This is a genomic window from Patiriisocius sp. Uisw_047 (assembly GCF_047730165.1).
GTDB lineage: Bacteria > Bacteroidota > Bacteroidia > Flavobacteriales > Flavobacteriaceae > Patiriisocius.
In genome coordinates, this window is the sequence record NZ_CP159834.1 from 1,802,721 (window position 1) to 1,823,585 (window position 20,865).

Below are 20,865 nucleotides of genomic sequence, written 5' to 3' on the forward strand. Positions count from 1 at the left end.
AAAAATGAAAAAAGAATTTCGCTCTGGTTGTCCAATCTCGTCTTCATTAGATGTTGTAGGTGATAAATGGTCTTTGTTAATCATTAGAGATATGCTTGTTAAGCATAAAAAGACTTTTAAGCAAATTTCTGATTCAGATGAAAAGATTGCACCAAGCATTTTATCCTCACGATTAAAATTGTTAGAGTCGTATAAACTGATTTTTAAAACGAAAGTGCCAGATAACAAAAAAGAAAATATTTATTTGTTAACGGAAAAAGGGATTCATTTAACTCCAATAATTATTGAATTAAGTTTGTGGGGGAATTCCAATATGCGAGAATTTAATGAAATAGATGACATTGAAGGCTTGAATTTAGACAAGACTCTAATTATACAATCCGTTCAAGATAGTTATAATGCTATGTTGCTTAATTTTCGATAATATTTCTCTTAAATGGCTTGGAAGATGTTTGTATAATATTAGTTGCGTGTATTAAGCTATTATTTTAGCAAATAAAACACTAGCCAATTAAGTCCGTTTGGGCTTTCGTAAATTGGCTAAAACCAGCAATTAGTTTTATAAGGTGTTAGGCATTTTATTTTTATTCTTCCAAAGCCAAATATGCGATATCCCTTGAAAGAGAAAAGACGTTTGGCGAGTTCTAAGACTATTTGACAAAATAATAGATGCAATTTTAGGGTCTAAATAAATAGTAGAAAAGAACTTGTTTCTGGCGAGGCTTCTTCTTGTGGAATAAATTTTCCATATTTCGAATCATTATAACCGGACCAACCAAAACCAGAAGTATCATTGCCTGATGCTGGCGTAAGTTTATCTTTCGTATTATCATCATTTAAAGAGTAGAACTAACGCTAAAAGGTAGACTAAGAGTAGCTTTTCTAATATTTAGTAGTTCTTTGGGGGTAGGGATTAGTTGTTGCCAAACCGCTGCAGTTTTAGAGCTAGATACAAAACCTAAAAGAGCAGGATTACTCCCTAAGTGGACAATCGAACTGAATACGGCCAAATTGGCATCTTACTTATTTGATATTGTACTAATTAGCTTTGCGAGCTTCATACCTGTAACCGAATTAATAATCTTCAATTGAGTAATACGGTCAAGTTGTTCAATGTCATGTTAGTGTAAACCATTATGAGTTCTATTTACGTGAGTATTTAGCAGACGTATTTTTTCTTTTTGTACGGCAGGATGCTTCTTGTGACCCCAAATTTTATCTCTTGCAAGACGTGCACTTTCGTGTAAATCTACAATTGGCAGGGGGTAATCTTTACCAATAGTTACTTCACAAAACAGTTGATCCATAGCCGTCATTTTCCAAGGTTCATGAATAAAAGCTTCTGGAACTTTATTGAGCTCTGGAATCCATTTTTTTATAAAAACGCCTTGAGGATCATGTTCCTGAGAATTTTTTACAGGATTATAAAGACGAACGGTGTTAATACCTGTTGTACCTGCCTGCATTTGAAACTGCGGATAATGAATACCAGGTTCATAGTCTAAAAATTGTTTGGCTAAATGGTAGGTACCATCTCTCCAATCTTGATCGAGATTTAATGCTAAAAAAGAAACGACCATCGCGCGCATTCTGAAGTTAATCCAGCCTGTTTCTGCCACAGCGCGCATACATGCATCAATTAATGGATATCCTGTTGTACCTGTTTCCCAAGCTTTTAAAAAAGCGGGATTCTTTTCATGGGCTAAAAGTTCATACCCGCTATTCACACAATCGGTTTCATAACTACATTCTACTTCAAACTTCTGAATAAAATGACAATGCCAGTGCAGTCGAGTCAGCATTGCAGAAAAAGCCCTGCTATTTTTTGTTCCATTAGGGTGTGTTCCTATAAATTGAAAGACTTGCTTAATACTCAAATTTCCCCAAGCTAAAAAAGGAGATAATCGACTACAACCAGTTCTACTTTCAGTAGGCTTTGAAATATGCCTCTGATAGTTAAACCCTCTTTTATTGGCAAATGATTTTAAATAGCGCCAAGCATTCTGCTCACCAGCTGGTTGGTATTTTTCTGAGTATGCATTAAGTTGAACAGATAATTTTTCGGGCAATAAAAAGGAATGCAAAAGTGGTTCTTCTTGATCGATAGAATAATTATTTTGAAGAACTGATCGTTGCATTGATTGATGCCATTGTTTACTCCAATCGTATCGATTTTTAATTCCTCTCAAAACTCCATCCCGCTGTGATTCTTTCCATTCAATATGATGTAGTTGACACAAGCTCTTTATTTTTTTATCCCGTTGCCAAGTGATTTGAGTTCCACTTTCACGAAAGCTAAAAATAGTTTTGACATTAAAGTCTGCTGAAAGATATTGAAACACATCAATAGCTTCTCCATAAAAAATAGTGACACTTCTATTAAAAGGAGCCAAAGTCTTATTTAAGGCTAATATAGAATGGTAGACAAACTGTAAATGTCTCAAGCTTGTATCTGGGTATTCAATTAAAGAAGGTTCAAATAAATAAACAATACGATAGGGTATGCCAGCACGCTCTGCTCTTAATAAAGGCTCATGGTCCTGTGAACGAATATCTCGCTTTAACCAAACAATATTTATTGTTTGCTCTTTCAACACTCTAACTCTTTTTTACATTTTTTCCAAAAAGAAAAGAAAGAGGAATAATAGCTTTTTTCATCAAACACCCAATCTCTAGCTTCTTCTATCCCTTGATCATCATTGTTTAAGGGGTGCTCTTTGTAGTAAATAGCGGTAGAAGTATTAACTTTATTAAAAGCCTCAAAATCAACTATATAAATTTGAATATTAGATATATTTTCTTCAGAAAATTGAAGCATGAAATCAATCGAGTTTTGTGTTATAGGATATTGCTCAAAATGAGTCGGTTCTAATAATAGAATTCTATTTGCAACAATCTCTTCTCCCCAAATGGGGTCTAAGTTATAAAAATTATAGATATGGGGTGGAAGGGCTTCATCTCTCACTATTTCTTTTTGAGTTAGCAAAGCCGTTTTCAATGCGAATGGAACGTAAAACTCCAGACTCTTCTTCATTAGCAAGTTTAAATACTCTTGAGAATTTTCCGCTTTGCTTTCCTGGACAAGATATGTATCCGTTTTAATGATTTTAGGTTTTGCGTAATTTGTGTCTTGACAACTCTTATCATAAATCCTTGCGATAGCACTTAACTTCTTATCTATTCTTATTAATTCAATGGTCTCGTCATGTGCGCCAAACTCACAGAAATCATCAAAATATGCAGTCAAAACTAAAGTATATCTTTCGAATATTGAACCAAAAGCGTGTTGCTCAATCATTTTCCGATATTCGCTTTTCGGAAATTTTTTTTGAGAAAAAACTTGAAAACTAACCAACAAGATTAATAACAGGCAAATGGGTTTTTTCATAATTATGGGTAACGTGTTCGCGTATGGTTTCGTTGCGTGTTTAATGAACTAAGTTAGCAAAAGTAAACGGGCCAGAGGACAATCCTAAGGATTTTCCAAGTATTAATTGTAATAGCAATGAATTATGCACGTTGTTGTGCTCTAGTTATTTCTTGTCTAGTCTATTGAAATTATTCATATAATGTTTAAGAAAAAGTTAAATAAGTTAAACAATATAAAATGTTTATTATCTTTACTTTATATAAAAACTTAAAAAACAATAAATTATGAAAAACTTAGTCCTTATTTTAACAATTACAATGACTTTAGCCTTAACTAAAAATGCTACTGCACAAGAAACAATAGTAGATGTGGCTGTTGGAAACGAAGATTTTTCAACGTTAGTAACGGCTTTAAAAGCAGCCGATTTAGTTAATGCTTTGCAAGAAGATGGACCATTCACCGTTTTTGCTCCAACAAACGATGCTTTCGCAAAAATTGATTCGAAAACATTAGGTTCTCTATTAGAAGCAAAAAATCAAAAAGCATTAGCTAATATCTTAACATATCACGTAATATCTGGTAAGATAACTGCATCTGATGTAGTAGCTGCTTTAAAGAAAGGTAATGGAACGGTTGAATTAAAAGCGTTAAATGGTCAAGTGTTGACCGTAATTCAAAAAGATGGAAAAATTTGGTTGAACGACGTAAATGGAAATTTTAGTGAAATTGTTTCAACAGATGTGATGGGTAGTAATGGTGTAATTCATGTAATAAACACCGTAGTTATGCCTAATTAAATGCAAATTATTTTTTAGGAAAAATGAAAGCCTCGATAATTCGAGGCTTTTTTATGGCATTATTTTTTTCTAAGATTCTTATTTCTTTTCATTAATTATTCTAAAGAATTTTATCATTGGTTAAGAGTTATTCTTTATGAAGTACAACGTGTTTGTATAAGATTACTTATGTCGTTTAGGCTCGAAAGTAAGCAAATAAATCACAGATAGAAAGTCCGCGAGGACTTTCGCAAGTAAGCTAGAACTAGCGATGTACTGCGCACGGTGTTGTAAGCAGGTTTTTATTCCGTTTTCATATTTTCAGCGTTTGTTTAAATTCTATCAGCGTTTCAATCCGCAATATTTTTTAATTCAGTATGAGTTAGCAATTCCTTAACCCGCTAAATTCCACATTCAATTCGGTATTTTTTTGTTTTCAATTCAGATTCCACAAACAGGCTAAAAGTCAAACGTGATTTTTGTTCAGCATTTGAGTGAGATTTTAACGTTATTTATTTAGCATTTTTTTATTTTTTTTTATGTCTCGAATGGCAATAAGCATTGCGATTATTAATAAAACGCTTGATAAAATTCGCATCCAAAATCCACCATCAATCTTTTCTGATGTTATTATGTTAGCAATTATTAATATTAAACTTACAATGATAATTATTAGTGGTAAATTCTCTTTTTTCATTCGTTTACTTTCTTTTTTGAGTGCGTTCCGCCAATGAATCGCAACGGTTAGCAAATTAAAAATAGGTGATTTTGAAGTAGCAAATTTTTGGTTAAGCACAGGTTTTGATGCGAGTCGAAAGCTTTGATTTCACTACTGTTTCGCCTATTATATATATATATATATATATATTATTGTAACAAGGTTTTTTTAATCCGTAATCTTTCGCATAATCCATTCTAAAGGTCCAGAAGTTTTATGCTTTCTCCATATAACTGCAAATATGATACATAATACGCTAAATACCAATGCATAAACTACAGAAAATTCAACAGAATAATTTCCCATTTTCGCAGGATTAATTGCTTCAATAATTCCCATTCCGATAATTACATGTGCGACATAAAAGGTCAACGCTAATTGTCCTGTTTTGTTTAAAGCGTCAATTATTTTATTGTTTTCAAACCGTTTGGCAACTAGTATACAGGCTGAAATTATAGCAAAGGCTATTGCAATGCCGCTGAACATATAAATTGGTAGTGGTGGCATTGGATTGGTTCCCAGGATTTCCGTCAATTCCAATGCTGTTTCTTGGTTTCCTTCTGATAAAAATGAAATAGATAAATAGGAGAGAACATGGATAGAAATAAAAAGGATTGAACTAATCCAAAATATTTTCTTGATGAATTTATCATTGTGTAAATCCTGTTTTCCGAACCAATAACCAAACAGCATAAAGGCAGCCCAAGGAATTACAGGATGAAAACCATTGAAAAAGAGATTTCTCATAAAACCTTTGACAGTCCAAAAACCTTGATAGTCTAAAGTGCTAAAGTTCCATCCTGTTTCATAGTTCCAAAATATCATAAGGATTGGGAAAGCAGCGATAAAGGTAACAGCAGTAATTATAAGCGTTTTTCCTTTACTGGTCAATAATAGAATCGTAATTGCCATGTATATACCATAAAAATGAAGAATATCTGCTGGCCATATAGCTATGTATGATATTCCTACAATAAATAAAAATAGCGCTCTTTTTAGTATCCTACTCCTAGCAACTTTTAATTTTACCTTGTCGTTATTATTAATGGCAGAATTAGTCATTAATGCAAGTCCAACACCTGCTAAAACTACAAATGTTGCCGCCGCTTTTCCATCAAAAACACTCGCAAAAGACTTGAACCAAGAGAGTCCGTTTTCACCAAAAACGACTTTGAAATTTACAATTATCATTCCGATAACTGCCAACGCTCTTGCAACATCAATTCCGATTATTCTTTTATTCATTTATAGTATTTCTTATTGCTTAGAGCGTTGTTAGATATGGTTTGTTGCGTGTTTAATCAACTAATTTAGCAAATAAAAACCGAATAGAAAATACGTGAGTATTTTTTTAAGTAGGCTAGAACTAGCTATAAACTATTATACGGTGTTGTGTGTTGTAATTATTCTAATTGCCGATCTATCTTAATGATTTTATAGTATCGCGTGATTAAGTTTTTGTCATACATAATAAAATAAGGTCCATTCGGATAATTTGATATATCTATTTGATTATTAATATTTGTTATTAAGCTTTGATATACTTGTTGCCCAAGCAAGTTGTAAATTGTTAGTATACCATCTGAATGTTCAATAGGTATCTGCAGATTTAATTTGTCAATTACAGGATTTGGATATATTTTAATGCTCGTTTGCTCGCTAATATCTTGAACTGTAAGTGAGTTGCAGAACTGAGTGAAATTTGTTTGTGTTGAAGATTGTAATAAATCATCAAAATTATTGAAAGAATTTAGATCATCATATAAAGAATAATCCAGCCATAGTTTCAAAAAATTGAAAGTTATTAATTGCTGTTCCTCTCTTGTAATATCTATAGTTGGGTTGCAGAATGTTTCACCTAGAGAACAATTGAAATTATCATCAGCAAAGTAACAATGACCACCGTCTATTATGCTAATATGAGTTTTACAATTTGATGCCAATTCATTGTACATGAGGGTTTGGTTTTCATCTGGAGGTGTTACGCAATCATCATCTCCTGAGAAGATAAGCGTTGGCACTGTTATATTTAGTGAAGCTGAAATGGCTGATGGATTTGTTTCTGCTGCTGCGAAAGTCACTAGTGTACTTATAATCGAATTATTTTCTGCTGCTAGAAAGGATGCGCCTCCACCCATAGAATGACCAAGAAGTCCAGTTTTAGAAGCCAAAGAGTTAAAAAAAAATGAAGAGTTATCATTGTTTTCATTTTGCATTTGGGTAGCCGCAAACTTTAAGTCAAGTCCGAAATTTTCATGACTAGGAGTTAAGGTCATTTCAGTTGTTGGAAAACAAATCACATAACCATTGGGAACTAATTCCGTCCAAAAATTTTCATAAGATTCCCAGCTCATTAAAAATCCATGACCAAAAACAATTACAGGAAAATTACCTGAAGCGATTGGAACATTTTCACCGGGATTATCAGCAGGATAGTATATTTCTGTTTCGATATTTCTGTTTCTACTACTGTCATAGAATGTAATTGAGGTATGACCTACGTCAAATGATTGTGCTGAAATATTAGCAGAAAAAATCAATAAACCTAGAAGTATTAAAAAGCTCTTTAATTTTATTTTAATCAATATTTTTATATTTTGTTTTTACTATTTATTTTTGATTATTACTATGAGATTATGATGCACAACGTGATTGTGTATGAAACGTAGCGTGCAAATTAACGATAACTATTCGGTTAAGCACGAGCTGAATTTTTTAATTTTCTTTTCTAAATATAACCAAATAAAAAATTTGGCTTGTTTTGTAAATATGTAAAAACCTCTCAGAAAGCTTATAATAGCCATGTTTTATACACAGCTTAAGTTTACAATTCATTAAATTTAGGTATAAATTAGAAAAGACAAAAGAGAGGAATAAGGTTACTATACACGCAGAAGCTTAAGACTTCGTCAACATTGAAAACCCCCTCTCTTTTCTACACAGATTTTGTACAGTTCTATGAGGCCTTTTGGTTCTCGATTTTAAGTCGTTGAAACTCGCGTAGAATGACCTTTCAAAAATATTTTGTTATGAATTAAGATATTAAATACTTTGGAATAGACATCAGTCATTTAGATTCTGATACAAGAATGAAACGTCTATAGGAATACTAAAGCTCTAGCAGAAACCAAAGATAAAATTGCAATAAATATAGATCTATTTAACATCAAGAAGTTGCTATTCGTCTAAGCTAAACCGCTATCTATCGAAATATACATTAGAAGAACTCTTATGGAAGTAAGTTTGTACTATAAATTTAATTTTGGTGAATTCACAAATAATTAATCTTTGTCATTGCAAAGGCCTTTTGTTTAAAGTTAGGTTAAAAAAAATGAGTTATAACAGTGCGAGCGATAAGTAAATGAACAGCTAAAAACAAAAGCGCACTAGATTTAATTTAAAAATAATTAAACTATGAGTAAACCTTCTTATAAAGAATTGGAAAAGGAGCTCGTTGCATTAAAAAAAAATGTTATTGCTTCTTCACAAGAACTAATATATAAAAAGTTCTTTGATAATATGGCAGACATGGTTGATGTTATAGAACTAATTTATGACAAGAATGGACAACCCATCGATTTCTATATCAGAGTAATAAATATTGCTTTCGCAAATTTTTTTGGCAAAACCCAAGAACAATTAATAAATAAAAAAATATCATCAATTGTTGATGTTATAGAAGACCATTGGTTCGCCTCTTTTGCTAATGTTGATAAGACAGGAGAAGAAATTAGGTTTAAGAGTTATGGCGCAGCATATGATAAGTTTTATCACGTTACCGCATGGAAATTTTCCGAAAATAGAGTTGGTATTTCCATGACAGACATTACTGAAGCTGAAAAGGCTAAAAGTAAATTAAGAAAGAATCTTGAAAACGAAAAGAAAGTACGAACTAAAACTGAGGGTTTACTTAAAGAAAAGAGAGTACAATTACAAAAAACTATTTATAATTTAAATAGTGCTAATGAAGAACTTTCTTCTCAAAACGTTTTGAAGGATAAGCGAACAAATGAATTAGCCGCTGTTAAAGTTGAGCTTGAACAACAAAATAGTTGTTTAAATAAAGCGGCTATCGTTTCTGAAACTGATGCTGACTTTAATATTACATTTGTTAACGACAACTTTTGTGAAATTTACGGATACCATAGAGCAGAATTAATAGGTCAAAATCACAGAATATTAAAGAGCGGAAAACAGCCTGACCTCTTTTTTACTGATATGATCTCAACTATTCGTTCTGGGAAAGTGTTTAAAGGTAAAGTATTGAATAAGAAAAAAGGAGGACAACTCTATTGGATGGACATAACCATTATGCCTTTTAAAGATCTAAATGGAAATATAATTAAATATGTCGCTATTATGTTTGATATCAACGCCCAAACTGTGCAAAAAGATGCCCTTTTAAAACAAGCAGATGAATTAGCTGTCGTGAACACTGTACTTGCCGTTCAGAATAAAGATAAAGATCACAGGGCAGATGATTTATTTCTAGCCAACAAAGAGAAACAAAAACGAGCAGAAGAATTAGCCATTGCAAATAAAGAACTTGCTTTTCAAAACGACGAAAAACAAAAACGAGCAGATGAACTAGCCATTGCAAACACCGAACTTGCTTTCCAGAACAGTGAAAAACAAAAACGAGCAGATGAATTAGCCATTGCAAATAAAGAACTTGCTTTTCAAAACGATGAAAAACAAAAGCGGGCAGATGAACTAGCCATTGCAAATAAAGAACTTGCTTTTCAAAACGACGAAAAACAAAAACGAGCAGATGAATTAGCCATTGCAAATAAAGAACTTACCTTTCAAAACGACGAAAAACAAAAACGAGCAGATGAATTAGCCATTGCAAATAAAGAACTTGCCTTTCAAAACGACGAAAAACAAAAACGAGCAGATGAATTAGCCATTGCAAATAAAGAACTTGCTTTTCAAAATGATGAAAAACAAAAACGAGCAGATGAATTAGCCATTGCAAATAAAGAACTTACCTTTCAAAACGACGAAAAACAAAAACGAGCAGATGAATTAGCGATCGCTAATACCGAACTTGCCTTTCAGAATAAAGAGAAAGATAACAGGGCAGATGAGTTAATTCTAGCCAACAAAGAGAAAGGAAAACGAGCAGATGAATTAGTCCTGGCTAATAAAGAGAAAGAAAAACGTGCAAATGAATTAATCCTTGCTAATAAAGAACTTGCCTTTCAAACTGAACTTGATGTTTACCGTTCTGAAATGGAAAATGTAGCGCATGATTTAACATTATTAATTGATACTGCTAATGCTCCTATTTTTGGTATTGATAATAAAGGACTTGTTAATGAGTGGAACCAGACTTCTGAAAGTATTACTGGATTTACAAAAAAAGAAGTATTAGGAAAAGATCTGGTACAAACCTACATCACCGAGGATTACAGAGAGTCGGTAAAAAAAGTATTGTACGATGCTTTGCTTGGTAAAGAAACTGCCAATTATGAATTTCCGCTATTCGCCAAAGATGGACAGCGTGTAATGGTATTACTAAATTCAAGTACACGTCGTGATGCTAAAGGGAAAATAACGGGTGTATTAGGAGTAGGACAAGATATTTCTGAAATAGATAAACTACGAACGGCATCAGAATCCATTGCCAAAGAGTTAAGGCAGTTTATTGAAACCGCAAACGCTCCTATTTTTGGTATCGACAGTAAAGGACTTGTTAACGAGTGGAACCAAACTTCTGAAAGCATTACAGGATTTACAAAAGACGAAGTATTAGGAAAAGATCTGGTACAAACATATATCACAGAAGATTACAGAAAGTCAGTAAAAAAAGTACTGGATGATGCGTTGCTTGGTCAAGAAACTGCCAACTATGAATTTCCGCTATTTACAAAAAATGGACAGCGTGTAATGGTATTATTAAACTCAAGTACACGACGTGATATTAACGGGGAAATTATTGGGGTATTAGGAGTAGGACAAGATATCACTGAGTTGGCTGGTTATCGTAACAAGTTAGAATTGAAGGTAAATGAAAGAACCTTAAAATTAAACCAAGCATTAGAAAAGCAAAAAGAATTAAACGAATTAAAATCGAGATTCGTTTCAACGGCATCTCATGAATTTAGAACTCCGTTATCATCAATTAATTTTGCTGCAGGCTCTATTAAAAAATACTGGGCTAAAATGGAGCCAATTATCATTCAAAAAAAACTAGACAAAATAGAAGATCAGGTTTTGCATATGACACAACTATTAGACGATATTTTAATTGTTGGTAAGGCTGAAGCAGGTAAAATCATACAAACACCTTTAAATATAAATCTTGGAGACTTCTTATATGAAATAATTGATGAAGTATCTAGCGCCTGCGAAAAATCACACGATATAGAGTTAATTGATACCGAAGGGCTAAAAGCCACTAATATTTTTATTGATGAAAAATTGGGCAGAAATATTTTTATCAATCTAATTGGTAACGCTGTAAAGTATTCTCCAAATGCTAAAAATATTACTATTGCCTTGTCCTCCGAAAAAGAGTACACCGTTGTTACGATAACAGATTATGGAATAGGAATTTCCAAATCAGAGCTTAAAAACATTTTCAAGCCTTTTTCTCGAGGAAAAAATGTTGATTTAATCCAAGGCACAGGACTTGGTTTAACGATTGCAAAAGACGCAATAGATATAATGGGGGGAAAAATAATTGTGAAGAGTAAAAATGGAAGTGGAACATCCTTTATTATAAAGATTTTAAAAAATTAAAAAAAAGACATGTACAAAGTATTAATTGTAGAAGACACCTTAGCTATAAGAGAGGAAATTTATGATATTCTTTTAATGGAAGGTTATGAGGTTTTTCAGGCTGAAAACGGATTAATTGGTTTTGAAATAGCTTTGATAGAGCATCCAGATCTTATTATTTCAGACATACTTATGCCTCATCTTAACGGTTTTGGAATGTTTGAAAAACTACAAACAAATAAGAAAACAGCGAGTATTCCATTAATATTTCTTTCAGCAAAAGCAGAAAAAGAAGATGTTAGAATTGGAATGAATCTAGGGGCTGAAGATTATTTAACGAAACCGTTAAATATAAACGATTTGCTGAATGCTGTTGAAAATAAAATTAATAAAAAATTAATAATAGATCAAAATATTAGCTCTAAAACTGCAGCGTTATCTAAGATTCTTCAAAACCAAAAGAATGAACTAGATAATTATTCTCATTTAATTTCACATGAATTAAAATCTTCATTAAGAAATATTTCAGATATATTAACTTGGTCTCAAGAGGATAGGGATGAAACTAATAATTTTAAAGATGCTACTATTAACTTTCAAATGATGGAAGACAAAATAGAAAAAATGGACTTGTTGTTAGTAAAACTAGAACAATATAACAATATCACGTCTGCCACTTTTAAAAACAACATCGAAAACCTAAATACAATTACAAAACGGGTCATAAATCAAATAAATAATTCTCATATCAAAATTAAAATAACAAATGAACTGCCCACCTTATTTGTCGATGGAGATATGATGGAAAAAGTATTTGAAATTCTAATAAGCAATGCTATAGCTCATGTTGATAAGGAAAATGGTCTCATTGAAATAGGGTGTGAAACAACGAAAAATGATTATATTTTTTCAATCAAAGATAATGGTGTTGGAATACATGAAAAATACCACAAGAAAATATTCAAAATGTTTGAAGTAATCGAATCAACGAAATCTCTAGGAATTGGATTAAGTGTTTTTAAAAAAATTATTTCTCATTACAAAGGACAAGTATCCTTAATAAGTACTCCTAATGTAGAAACAACATTTTATTTTAATCTTCCAATTTCAGTAGTCTCTTCGGGAGAAGAGTGTTAATCAATTCGAAGAAAGAGATATAACTATTTATAATAAAGTACTTTGTTGAGAAATAAGTAAAAACTCTTAGAATTTATACAACTAATGTGCCCTTAAATATTACATCTACTTTTGTTTTAATTGAAGATAAACTGGAAAAGAAATAAAAAAATGCCCAAGCCTTCGTTTTAGCAATTACTTGCGCTATTTTTTATTTATGTTGTAGTGGTGTGTTTTTTTTCCGTTCAATTATATTTTTTGCTATTAGGTTTTATAATCATTCTAAAAGATTGGTCTTTATAAATATAATATCCCAACCAGTTATATAGAGCTCTTAATTTACTCTTGAAATTGACAAGTCCCATAATATGAACAAAAATCCAGATTAGCCAAGATAAAAAGCCACTCATAGCATATTTTTGGTTTGGAAAATCTAATACGGCTTTATTTCTTCCGATAATAGCCAAAGAACCTTTGTCTTTGTAGCCAAAAGCTTTCCATATTTCTTGATTTTTTAATAAATTGTCTGCCAAGTTTTTTGCCTGTTGTATTGCAGGTTGCGCCACCTGCGGATGCCCGTCAGGATAATTTTTATCTCCATTTATTAAAGCACAATCTCCTAAAGCATAAATATTGTCAGATAAATAAACCTTATTAAACTGATCTGTTTTTAATCTTTTACCCTGTCCAAAACTTTCTGGATGAAAACCTTCAAATACTTTAGCCTGCACTCCAGCAGCCCAAATTAAATTTTTAGTATCAATGCTGTTTCCGTTAGATAACTGAACACTTTCACCATCAAAATCTTCAACAAAAGTATCCATTAAAAGATGCACACCATAAGAAGCCAGCTTTTTAGCAGCGTATTTCTGAGCATGCAGTGACATGGATGACAAAACCGCTTTTTGACCGTCTACTAAGTAAATTTCTCCAAGTTCTTCTTCTTTTAACTCTGGATAATCTTTTATAATTACAGAGCTACTCAACTCTGCTATAATTCCAGAAAGTTCTACACCTGTTGGTCCTGCACCAGCAATTACAAAAGTTAGGTATTTTCTTCTTTCAGTTGCATTCTCAATTCTTGTGGCTAAGTCTAAACGTGTTAAAATGGTATTTCGCAGTGACAAGGCGTCACTTATTGTTTTCATTGGTAAACATTTTTCTTCGATATTTTTATTACCAAAGTAATTTGTTTCCGTACCCGTTGCCATGATTAAAAAATCATATGACAACTCGCCATTATTTAGAATTATTTTGTTCTCGTCGGGCACTACCTTTTCAAGAGAACCAAGTCTGAAACGTACGTTTTTAAAATTACGAAGAATTTTACGAAAAGGATAGCTAATTGCCGATGGCTCCATAAAACCACTAGAAACTTGATATATTAATGGTGCAAAAAAATTATAGTTGTTGCTATCCACTAAAATAATAGCGTATTTTTTTGAATTCCCTAAGCGTTTGATAAGCTCTAATCCAGCAAAGCCCCCACCAATAACAATAATTTTTTTACGTAAATCCATGTTCTTTAAAAAATAGTTGTTTTAATGCACCACAACGGTGGCAATATGCTATGTAATTTTGTGTTGCGTCTGCGGCAAAATTATGAAGTATATTGCGTGTTAGGTACTTTTATATTTTAATAATTTTAATTACTTTATTATTTATTTTAAGAAAATACATTTGCGTATCTAATTCAGATAGATTAATCTGTAGCGCATCTGAAGTCCCAGAACCACTTAAAACTAGTTGACCAAACACATTGAAAATTGAATATTCGATGGTTTGATTAGAAGCCCCTGTTACCGTAATATTGGAGTTGGTAGGATTTGGATAAACTTTGATTTGATCAAGTGCATAATCATCAATGTTTAAAACATCAGCACAATCTAAAAAGTAACCTTTTATATAATCTAGTTGCGTATTGTTTGTATCATGAGCTGCATCGCCTTTGATGTGTACTACATCTCCTGATAAATACGAATATTCTGTTATTTGAGGGTTACCCATCGTTATTCCTGATGTTAGTTGGCTACCTGTATACCCTTGATTTAAGGCTATATTATAAGTGGCTGTTTCAGCAGGTAAAAAGTCAATTCCAACAACGGATGTACCACCTGAATATGGAATGATTGGGTCATTGTCATTACTTATACTTAAGTATTTTCTGGTGGCTAAAGGATTAACCAAATTATCATAACCACAGAAAGAACTTAAAGGGTCAGTGGAAGCGCTTGGTTTATAAAAATTTCCTAAATGATATTGTGGTTCATTTAAATGAGAAACAATAGCACATACAATGTCAATTCCTGTATTGTTATTTTCTATAAAAATATTATTTGCTAAACCCGCCCCATTAGAAGAGCCTAAAATCCTGATTTTATTTGGATTAATATTGGAGTAAGCTTGTAAAATATTGACAAGGTCATTTATCATTTCAATATCAGGAGCATCGCTATCTTCTGTACAAATATTCCAACTATTTAAATAGCCCGTTGGTGCCACTAGAGCATGACATTCCAATATATCCGTGAATTCATTCATCATGCCTGCTCCATTACCGCCGTTTCCATGAAGTAATATGCAGACAGGGAATCCATTTGGAGGCACGGTTCCTGCTGGAACGGTTATATTCATTGGATAGCTATACCCACTTGGTTCTTGAGACCACGATTTAATTATATTAATATTTGTTGTTGATTCCAAGTCTTGGGAAACACTAAGTATGGGAAAGCATAGAAATATGTATAATAATGTTCTCATTTTTTTAATTTTCAGTAGTGGCTAACGTTTGCATATGAATAGTTGCCAAGTGTGAGCTCTGAAACTCACAAAATAACTAATGTTTATTTGGTCTACAGCCCTTTATTTTATTGACATATGGCAATTATTTATAATGCGTTGTCATAAGCTTTTTTTATTCAGATTTATTCAAAGGCAAAGTAAATTTAAAATCACTTCCTTTTCCTTTTTCGCTTTCTACCCAAATTTGTCCACCGTGTTTCTCTACAAATTCTTTGCAAAGGACTAATCCTAAACCAGAACCTCTTTCATTTTCAGTCCCATAGGTTCTTGTATTTGCTCCAAGCTTAAATAATTCATTTCGTGTGCCTTCATTCATGCCAACCCCATTATCTGAGATAGTAATTTCAATAAATTCTTGGTGACGTACTGTGAAAATATCTATTCTTCCTTCTGAATGAGTGAATTTTATAGAATTTGAAATTAGATTTCTCAAAATTGTCATTAACATATCTTTGTCAGCATAAATTTCCATTTCATCGGATTGAATAAAATTTATAGATATACTTTTAAGTTTGGCAATTGCTTTTGAGCCTTCTAATACTTTTTGGATAACTGCTGACCAGTTTAAATATTCTGGATTAAAAATAATCTGTTCGGTCTGCGACTTTGCCCAATTTAATAAATTATCCAGTAAATAAACGGCGCTTTTAGCAGATGAATGTAGCAGTGTTAAAAACTTTTCATATTCTGTACCATCTTTTTCTTTTACGTCTTCAATTAACAATTCCGAAAAACTCTCAATGGTTATAAGCGGGCTACGTAAATCGTGAGCTATAATAGAAAAGAATTTGTCTTTTGTAGCATTTGCGATTTGGAGCATTTGTTCACTTTCTTTTAACGCCTGTTCTGCTTTTTTCTGTTCGGACAAATCCATGTTTGTTCCACTAACCCTTATTGGTTTTTTAGTTTTATCAAAAGTGATAAATCCACGAGATAGAACAGGAACATATTTACCCTGCTTGTGTAATAATCGGAATTCCACTTTATAACTATCCTGCCTTTTTTTTAGAGCACCTCTAAATATTTCGTCAACAAGAGGTTTATCATCAGGGTGCATTAATTTTTCCCAAAGTGATGAATTTGGCTCAATTTCATTAGGTTTATACCCTATTTGTTTCCACCATTGAGGTGAATAATATAACTCGTCAGTAATTAAATCCCAATCCCAATGGGCATCGTTTGAACCCTTGATAACCAAATTTAATCTTTCCTCACTCTCTTTGGCTTTTTTTAATGAATTTTTTAATTCTGTTTCTTGTGTTTTTCTGTCATTGTGAGCTGAAGGCTGCGATTGTAAAATTTCATTTTGCTTTTCAAGTATAGCAATCTTATTTTCTAATTCTTGATATGTAGGTTTATCCATCAGTTTCATTTTTTTAAATTGCTTATAACGGTTTGTATATGAAGCTTAGCGAGGAAAGAGCTATGATTTTAAATACATTGTTAGCGGTTCGTTTCCTATTTAGTGTTTTTTATTCCAACTTCCCATAATTTCTTTGCAACCTCTTGGTCTAATGCTGATTTGTCAATCACACCTAAAGCAGGAAATCCACCATATTCTCCTTCTCCATCAGGTCCAAAATAATCTCCTGATTTGGCATTTTTATTTGTTGCAGCTAGAAGCGTTGGCAAACTACCTTGCCAAGTATCCATAAAGTTCATTTTTTTCAAAATTTCAGGGTTTATATGTCTTTGTAATTCTGTTTTTGTAAACCCAGGATGGCAAGCAACTGATAAAATATTATCATTATTCGCTTCATATCTTCTACCTAACTCCAAAGCAAATATCAAGTCTGCTAATTTACTTTGATAATACTCCCTTTTCGTGTCATAAGGTTTTTCAACTCTAAGGTTTTCAAAATCTATAAAAGCTCCTCTGTGTGCAATACTGCTTATCGTTACTACTCTTGAATTTTGAGTAGATTTAAGTTTATTGTAAAGTAAATCAGTTAGTGAAAAATGTCCAAGAAAATTGACTCCAAATTGTAATTCAAAACCCTCCTTTGTTTTTGATTCAGGCGGCATCATTACACCAGCATTATTAATCAGTATGTCAAGCTTGGTGTAGGTCTTATTAAATTCATTTGCAAATTTTCTCACTGAGTTCAAACGCGCTAAATCAATTATTCCAGGTGATACAGTACCTGTTATAGTTTCTTTTTCTATTGCTTGTATTGCATCATCTATTCTCTCCTTATTTCGACCCGCAACAATAACGGTTGCTCCAAGTTTTGCTAATCCTAGAGCGGTATAAAATCCAATGCCAGAATTAGCACCTGTTATAATTACCGTTTTACCTTTTTGACTATCGAGGTTGGTTAAAATCCATTCATTAAATTCCTTTATCATTATTCTATATATTGTTTTTTTTGTGATGACCGCTAACGGTTTGTATGCAAGTAGTGCGGATAAAGAATGGCGACAGACATTTGGTAGGACACAAGCTGATTTTTACAAATTTCGCTTTTTATTTTTTTTAGTGTCAAAAGGCGGATTTGTTAAAATCCGGCGGTCTCCCAAATATACCCAAACTTTTAATTAAGCACAAACTCCCGCATTGCTTATATGCGGTCTGTTTATTTTTTGTGTTCACTAGCTGAGAAAAACTGACCATTTGGACCATCATCATCTATTAGAACAGGAATTAATGCTCCAGGTAATGCGGCTTGAACAGGATTTTCTGCATTCTCACCACCCAAGTCTGTCTTCAACCAGCCTGGATCGAAGTAGTTTATTCTAACGGGTGTGTCTTTCAATGCAAATGCAATATCTTGGGTTAATTTATCTACTGCCCATTTTGATGCTCCATATGGAGATAATTCCGGTTGATTCATTATGCGAGAAGTCGTATTAACGATTCTTCCAAATTTATTCTTGATCATGGAAGGGATAAATGCGCCGCAAAGTTTATACATGGCAACCACATTCACTTTGTAAGTCACTAGCCAGTCTTCTGTGGTATGGGACCAAATATCTTCACGGTAATCTCTCATTATACCTGCATTATTGTATAAAATATCAACTGAGATATTTAAAGCACTTACTTGATCTATGAGTTCTTTAATTTGACCTTCATCAGCTAAATCACCAAAGACACTATATGTTTTTACAGCATATTCTCTAAGTATTTTAAGCGTCTTTTTATTGCTTTCTTTGGTTCTCCCGTGGACAATTATATTACACCCCTTTTGTGCAAGTCCTATTGCTATTTGCTGCCCTATGCCACGACTAGATCCAGTGATTAAGGCATTTTTTTCTTTTAAAACTATCAATTTTATATCATAATTTAATTGCATACGGATTTGTATATATAATGTAGAGCAGGAAATAAGCACTTTTGTTTCGGTTAAGCACAAGCAGAATTTTTAAATATTTCTAATTATCTTTCTTTTCACAATTAGCCAAATTTAAAAATTTGGCGACCTTATAAAAAATGCATCAACCTTTTTGCTAGCAATTACTCGCACTATGTTTTATATACTTTGTTACCCATAGTTTTTTACGCCACAAGCTCGAATTCAGTTAGGTTTTTATAAACTGTTTCCGCTCCGTTTTCTATCAACACTTTTTTATTTTTTAAACCAACCCCTATAAATTCCAATCCTAAATTTCTAGCAGTTATTAAGTCCCAAAGGCCATCACCAAGTGAAATAATCCGTTCAAACTTCTCTACATTATAATATTCAGACGCATTGTCAATTGCTGTTGCTACTATTTTCTCTCTTTCGTGAATTTTGTCGGAAGCGACTAATTGTTTTTCATCAAATGATATTCCGATTGATTTGAGTTTAAATTTAGCTGGTCTTCGAAGTGAACCAGTCGCAAAACAAACACCAAAATCAGTTTCGTTTTCAAGTAATTCTATTAATTTTTTCGCTCCTCTGATTTCATTAATTATTGAGCAACTTATTTTTTCAGTTAATCCTTGTTCAAATTCGATAATTTTAGCTTCCGAAAAGGGAATTTGATTTGTGTTTTCATAAATTTCTTTTGCGATAAAAGTATCTGTGTGATGTTTGAATGTTTTAAATTCACTATTGATTTCCGCAGCGCCAACTTCGTAGAGCATTTCTGTAAACGCTTTTTGATGTTGCTTTACGCTGTCAGTTAAAGTGCCGTCTATGTCAAATACTATTAGATTTTTCTTTCGCAATTGGTTTTTCAGCTTGTGGCTAACGTTTTTGTATCTGGTTTGTTGCCTGTTTTAAGCACCTAATTTAGTAAATAATTACCGACCAAGAAAGTCCGAGAGGCCTTTCGTAAGTAGAGTAGAACTAGCAATAAATTATATACGGTGTTATCTGCTGGCGTTTCTCTCCTTAATGTAAGGATCTTTTTTTTATCATACCTCCTTTTATATCCTTTATGCTGTTCATTACAATAAAAGCATTTGGCTCAATTTTTTCGATTTCTGTATTTAATTTGTTTAACTCTAAGCGCGTAATGACAGTGTAGATAATATCCATTTCTTTTGAAACACCATTTTTGGCATAACCGCCTTGACCTTTATAAATTGTCACACCACGTCCCAATTTATCAATTATCATTTCTCTTATACGGGTACTTTGTTTAGAAATGATTGTTACACCAATATATTCTTCGATACCCTCAATTATGAAATCCAATGTTTTAGAAGCAGCGATATAGGTTATCATTGAGTAAAGGGCAATTTCAATAGAAAGTAAATACGCTGCGAAAGAAAAAATAACAATATTAATCAGGATTATAATATCGCCAATTGTTGTGGACAATTTTCGGCTCAAGAAAATTGCAAGAATTTCAGTTCCGTCAATTACCGCACCACCTCTAATCGAAAGCCCTATTCCTGCTCCAAGAAAAAAACCTCCAAAAATAGCAACAAGTAAATCGTCATCTGTAACGTTTGGAAAGGGAACGATTGCAACGCAAAGTGCAAGTCCAATAATTGCCAGGGCTGTCTTTATAGCAAAGCGTTTCCCCATAATTTTATACCCAAGAAATATAAATGGAAGGTTTACACCAATTATAAGAATGTAAAGAGGGATTTCTGTAATTGCAGCTAAAAGTAATGAAATCCCTGTAGCTCCTCCGTCAATAAAATCGTTTGTTAACAGAAAACCCTTAAAACCAAAGGAAGCAGAAAAAATCCCTATTACTATAAGTATTAAATTCTTAAAATTACGTTTCAGGGAAATAATTGATTGCCGGTATTCTTTTGCAAGTTTATATTCAGAGGGGTTTCCTTTTGGATATTTTCTTTTATCCCTGAATTTAAGAGTTGTCCGAATTATAATATTTGCTAAAAATGGGTTCATCTTAGTTTTATTGCTTTTTTTTCGCTTTCCGGTAACGTGTTTGTTTATGGTTAGTTGCTTTAG

The 20,865-nt window shown here is 32.6% G+C and carries 16 protein-coding genes; 4 read left to right on the forward strand and 12 right to left on the reverse strand.

Annotated elements, in window-relative coordinates:
• Positions 1 to 4 precede the first annotated feature (4 nt).
• Positions 5 to 424 carry a winged helix-turn-helix transcriptional regulator gene (locus ABXT71_RS07950; RefSeq protein ID WP_415370795.1) on the forward strand — a complete coding sequence of 140 codons (420 nt, stop codon included), beginning with the start codon at positions 5 to 7 and terminating at the stop codon, positions 422 to 424.
• A gap of 697 nt (positions 425 to 1,121) precedes the next feature.
• On the opposite strand, the gene ABXT71_RS07955 is transcribed toward ABXT71_RS07950, so the two are convergent.
• Together ABXT71_RS07955 and ABXT71_RS07960 are read right to left on the reverse strand one after the other, a co-directional pair.
• Positions 1,122 to 2,594, reverse strand: a complete 1,473-nt coding sequence (locus ABXT71_RS07955; RefSeq protein WP_415370796.1) for a deoxyribodipyrimidine photo-lyase/cryptochrome family protein — start codon at positions 2,592 to 2,594, stop codon at positions 1,122 to 1,124.
• The gene (locus tag ABXT71_RS07960; RefSeq protein ID WP_415370797.1) at positions 2,591 to 3,388 is read right to left on the reverse strand and encodes a hypothetical protein; all 798 of its coding nucleotides are present in this window, start codon (positions 3,386 to 3,388) and stop codon (positions 2,591 to 2,593) included. The genes ABXT71_RS07955 and ABXT71_RS07960 overlap by 4 nt, the downstream gene beginning before the upstream one ends.
• Before the next feature lie 266 nt (positions 3,389 to 3,654).
• Between ABXT71_RS07960 and ABXT71_RS07965 the strand changes: the two genes are divergently transcribed.
• Positions 3,655 to 4,167 carry a fasciclin domain-containing protein gene (locus ABXT71_RS07965; RefSeq protein WP_415370798.1) on the forward strand — a complete coding sequence of 171 codons (513 nt, stop codon included), beginning with the start codon at positions 3,655 to 3,657 and terminating at the stop codon, positions 4,165 to 4,167.
• Between the two features lie 487 nt (positions 4,168 to 4,654).
• Here ABXT71_RS07965 and ABXT71_RS07970 read toward each other — a convergent pair whose 3' ends face one another.
• The 3 genes from ABXT71_RS07970 to ABXT71_RS07980 form a co-directional block, all read right to left on the reverse strand.
• Complete coding sequence (locus ABXT71_RS07970; protein WP_415370799.1) at positions 4,655 to 4,942, reverse strand: hypothetical protein; 288 nt, start codon at positions 4,940 to 4,942, stop codon at positions 4,655 to 4,657.
• 90 nt (positions 4,943 to 5,032) lie between these two features.
• Complete coding sequence (locus tag ABXT71_RS07975; protein ID WP_415370800.1) at positions 5,033 to 6,109, reverse strand: DUF418 domain-containing protein; 1,077 nt, start codon at positions 6,107 to 6,109, stop codon at positions 5,033 to 5,035.
• 158 nt (positions 6,110 to 6,267) lie between these two features.
• Positions 6,268 to 7,449, reverse strand: a complete 1,182-nt coding sequence (locus ABXT71_RS07980; protein ID WP_415370801.1) for a T9SS type A sorting domain-containing protein — start codon at positions 7,447 to 7,449, stop codon at positions 6,268 to 6,270.
• Between the two features lie 829 nt (positions 7,450 to 8,278).
• On the opposite strand from ABXT71_RS07980, the gene ABXT71_RS07985 reads away from it, so the two are divergent.
• Complete coding sequence (locus tag ABXT71_RS07985; RefSeq protein ID WP_415370802.1) at positions 8,279 to 11,611, forward strand: PAS domain S-box protein; 3,333 nt, start codon at positions 8,279 to 8,281, stop codon at positions 11,609 to 11,611.
• A 9-nt stretch (positions 11,612 to 11,620) separates the two neighbouring features.
• Positions 11,621 to 12,727: a sensor histidine kinase gene (locus ABXT71_RS07990; RefSeq protein WP_415370803.1), complete on the forward strand. Its 1,107-nt coding sequence runs from the start codon at positions 11,621 to 11,623 to the stop codon at positions 12,725 to 12,727.
• 224 nt (positions 12,728 to 12,951) lie between these two features.
• Here ABXT71_RS07990 and ABXT71_RS07995 read toward each other — a convergent pair whose 3' ends face one another.
• The 7 genes from ABXT71_RS07995 to ABXT71_RS08025 all read right to left on the reverse strand — a co-directional run bounded on the left by ABXT71_RS07995 (position 12,952) and on the right by ABXT71_RS08025 (position 20,802).
• Positions 12,952 to 14,226, reverse strand: coding sequence for an NAD(P)/FAD-dependent oxidoreductase (locus ABXT71_RS07995; protein WP_415370804.1), 1,275 nt, complete (start codon positions 14,224 to 14,226; stop codon positions 12,952 to 12,954).
• A gap of 109 nt (positions 14,227 to 14,335) precedes the next feature.
• Positions 14,336 to 15,466, reverse strand: a complete 1,131-nt coding sequence (locus ABXT71_RS08000) for a T9SS type A sorting domain-containing protein (protein ID WP_415370805.1) — start codon at positions 15,464 to 15,466, stop codon at positions 14,336 to 14,338.
• A gap of 154 nt (positions 15,467 to 15,620) precedes the next feature.
• A complete protein-coding gene (locus ABXT71_RS08005) occupies positions 15,621 to 16,871 on the reverse strand; it encodes an ATP-binding protein (protein ID WP_415370806.1) in 1,251 nt (416 codons plus the stop codon).
• 95 nt (positions 16,872 to 16,966) lie between these two features.
• A complete protein-coding gene (locus ABXT71_RS08010; RefSeq protein ID WP_415370807.1) occupies positions 16,967 to 17,857 on the reverse strand; it encodes an oxidoreductase in 891 nt (296 codons plus the stop codon).
• Between the two features lie 227 nt (positions 17,858 to 18,084).
• Positions 18,085 to 18,804 carry an SDR family NAD(P)-dependent oxidoreductase gene (locus ABXT71_RS08015; RefSeq protein ID WP_415370808.1) on the reverse strand — a complete coding sequence of 240 codons (720 nt, stop codon included), beginning with the start codon at positions 18,802 to 18,804 and terminating at the stop codon, positions 18,085 to 18,087.
• A gap of 203 nt (positions 18,805 to 19,007) precedes the next feature.
• On the reverse strand, positions 19,008 to 19,661 hold the full coding sequence (locus tag ABXT71_RS08020; RefSeq protein WP_415370809.1) for an HAD family hydrolase: 654 nt from the start codon (positions 19,659 to 19,661) through the stop codon (positions 19,008 to 19,010).
• A gap of 166 nt (positions 19,662 to 19,827) precedes the next feature.
• On the reverse strand, positions 19,828 to 20,802 hold the full coding sequence (locus ABXT71_RS08025; protein WP_415370810.1) for a YitT family protein: 975 nt from the start codon (positions 20,800 to 20,802) through the stop codon (positions 19,828 to 19,830).
• Positions 20,803 to 20,865: the final 63 nt, after the last annotated feature.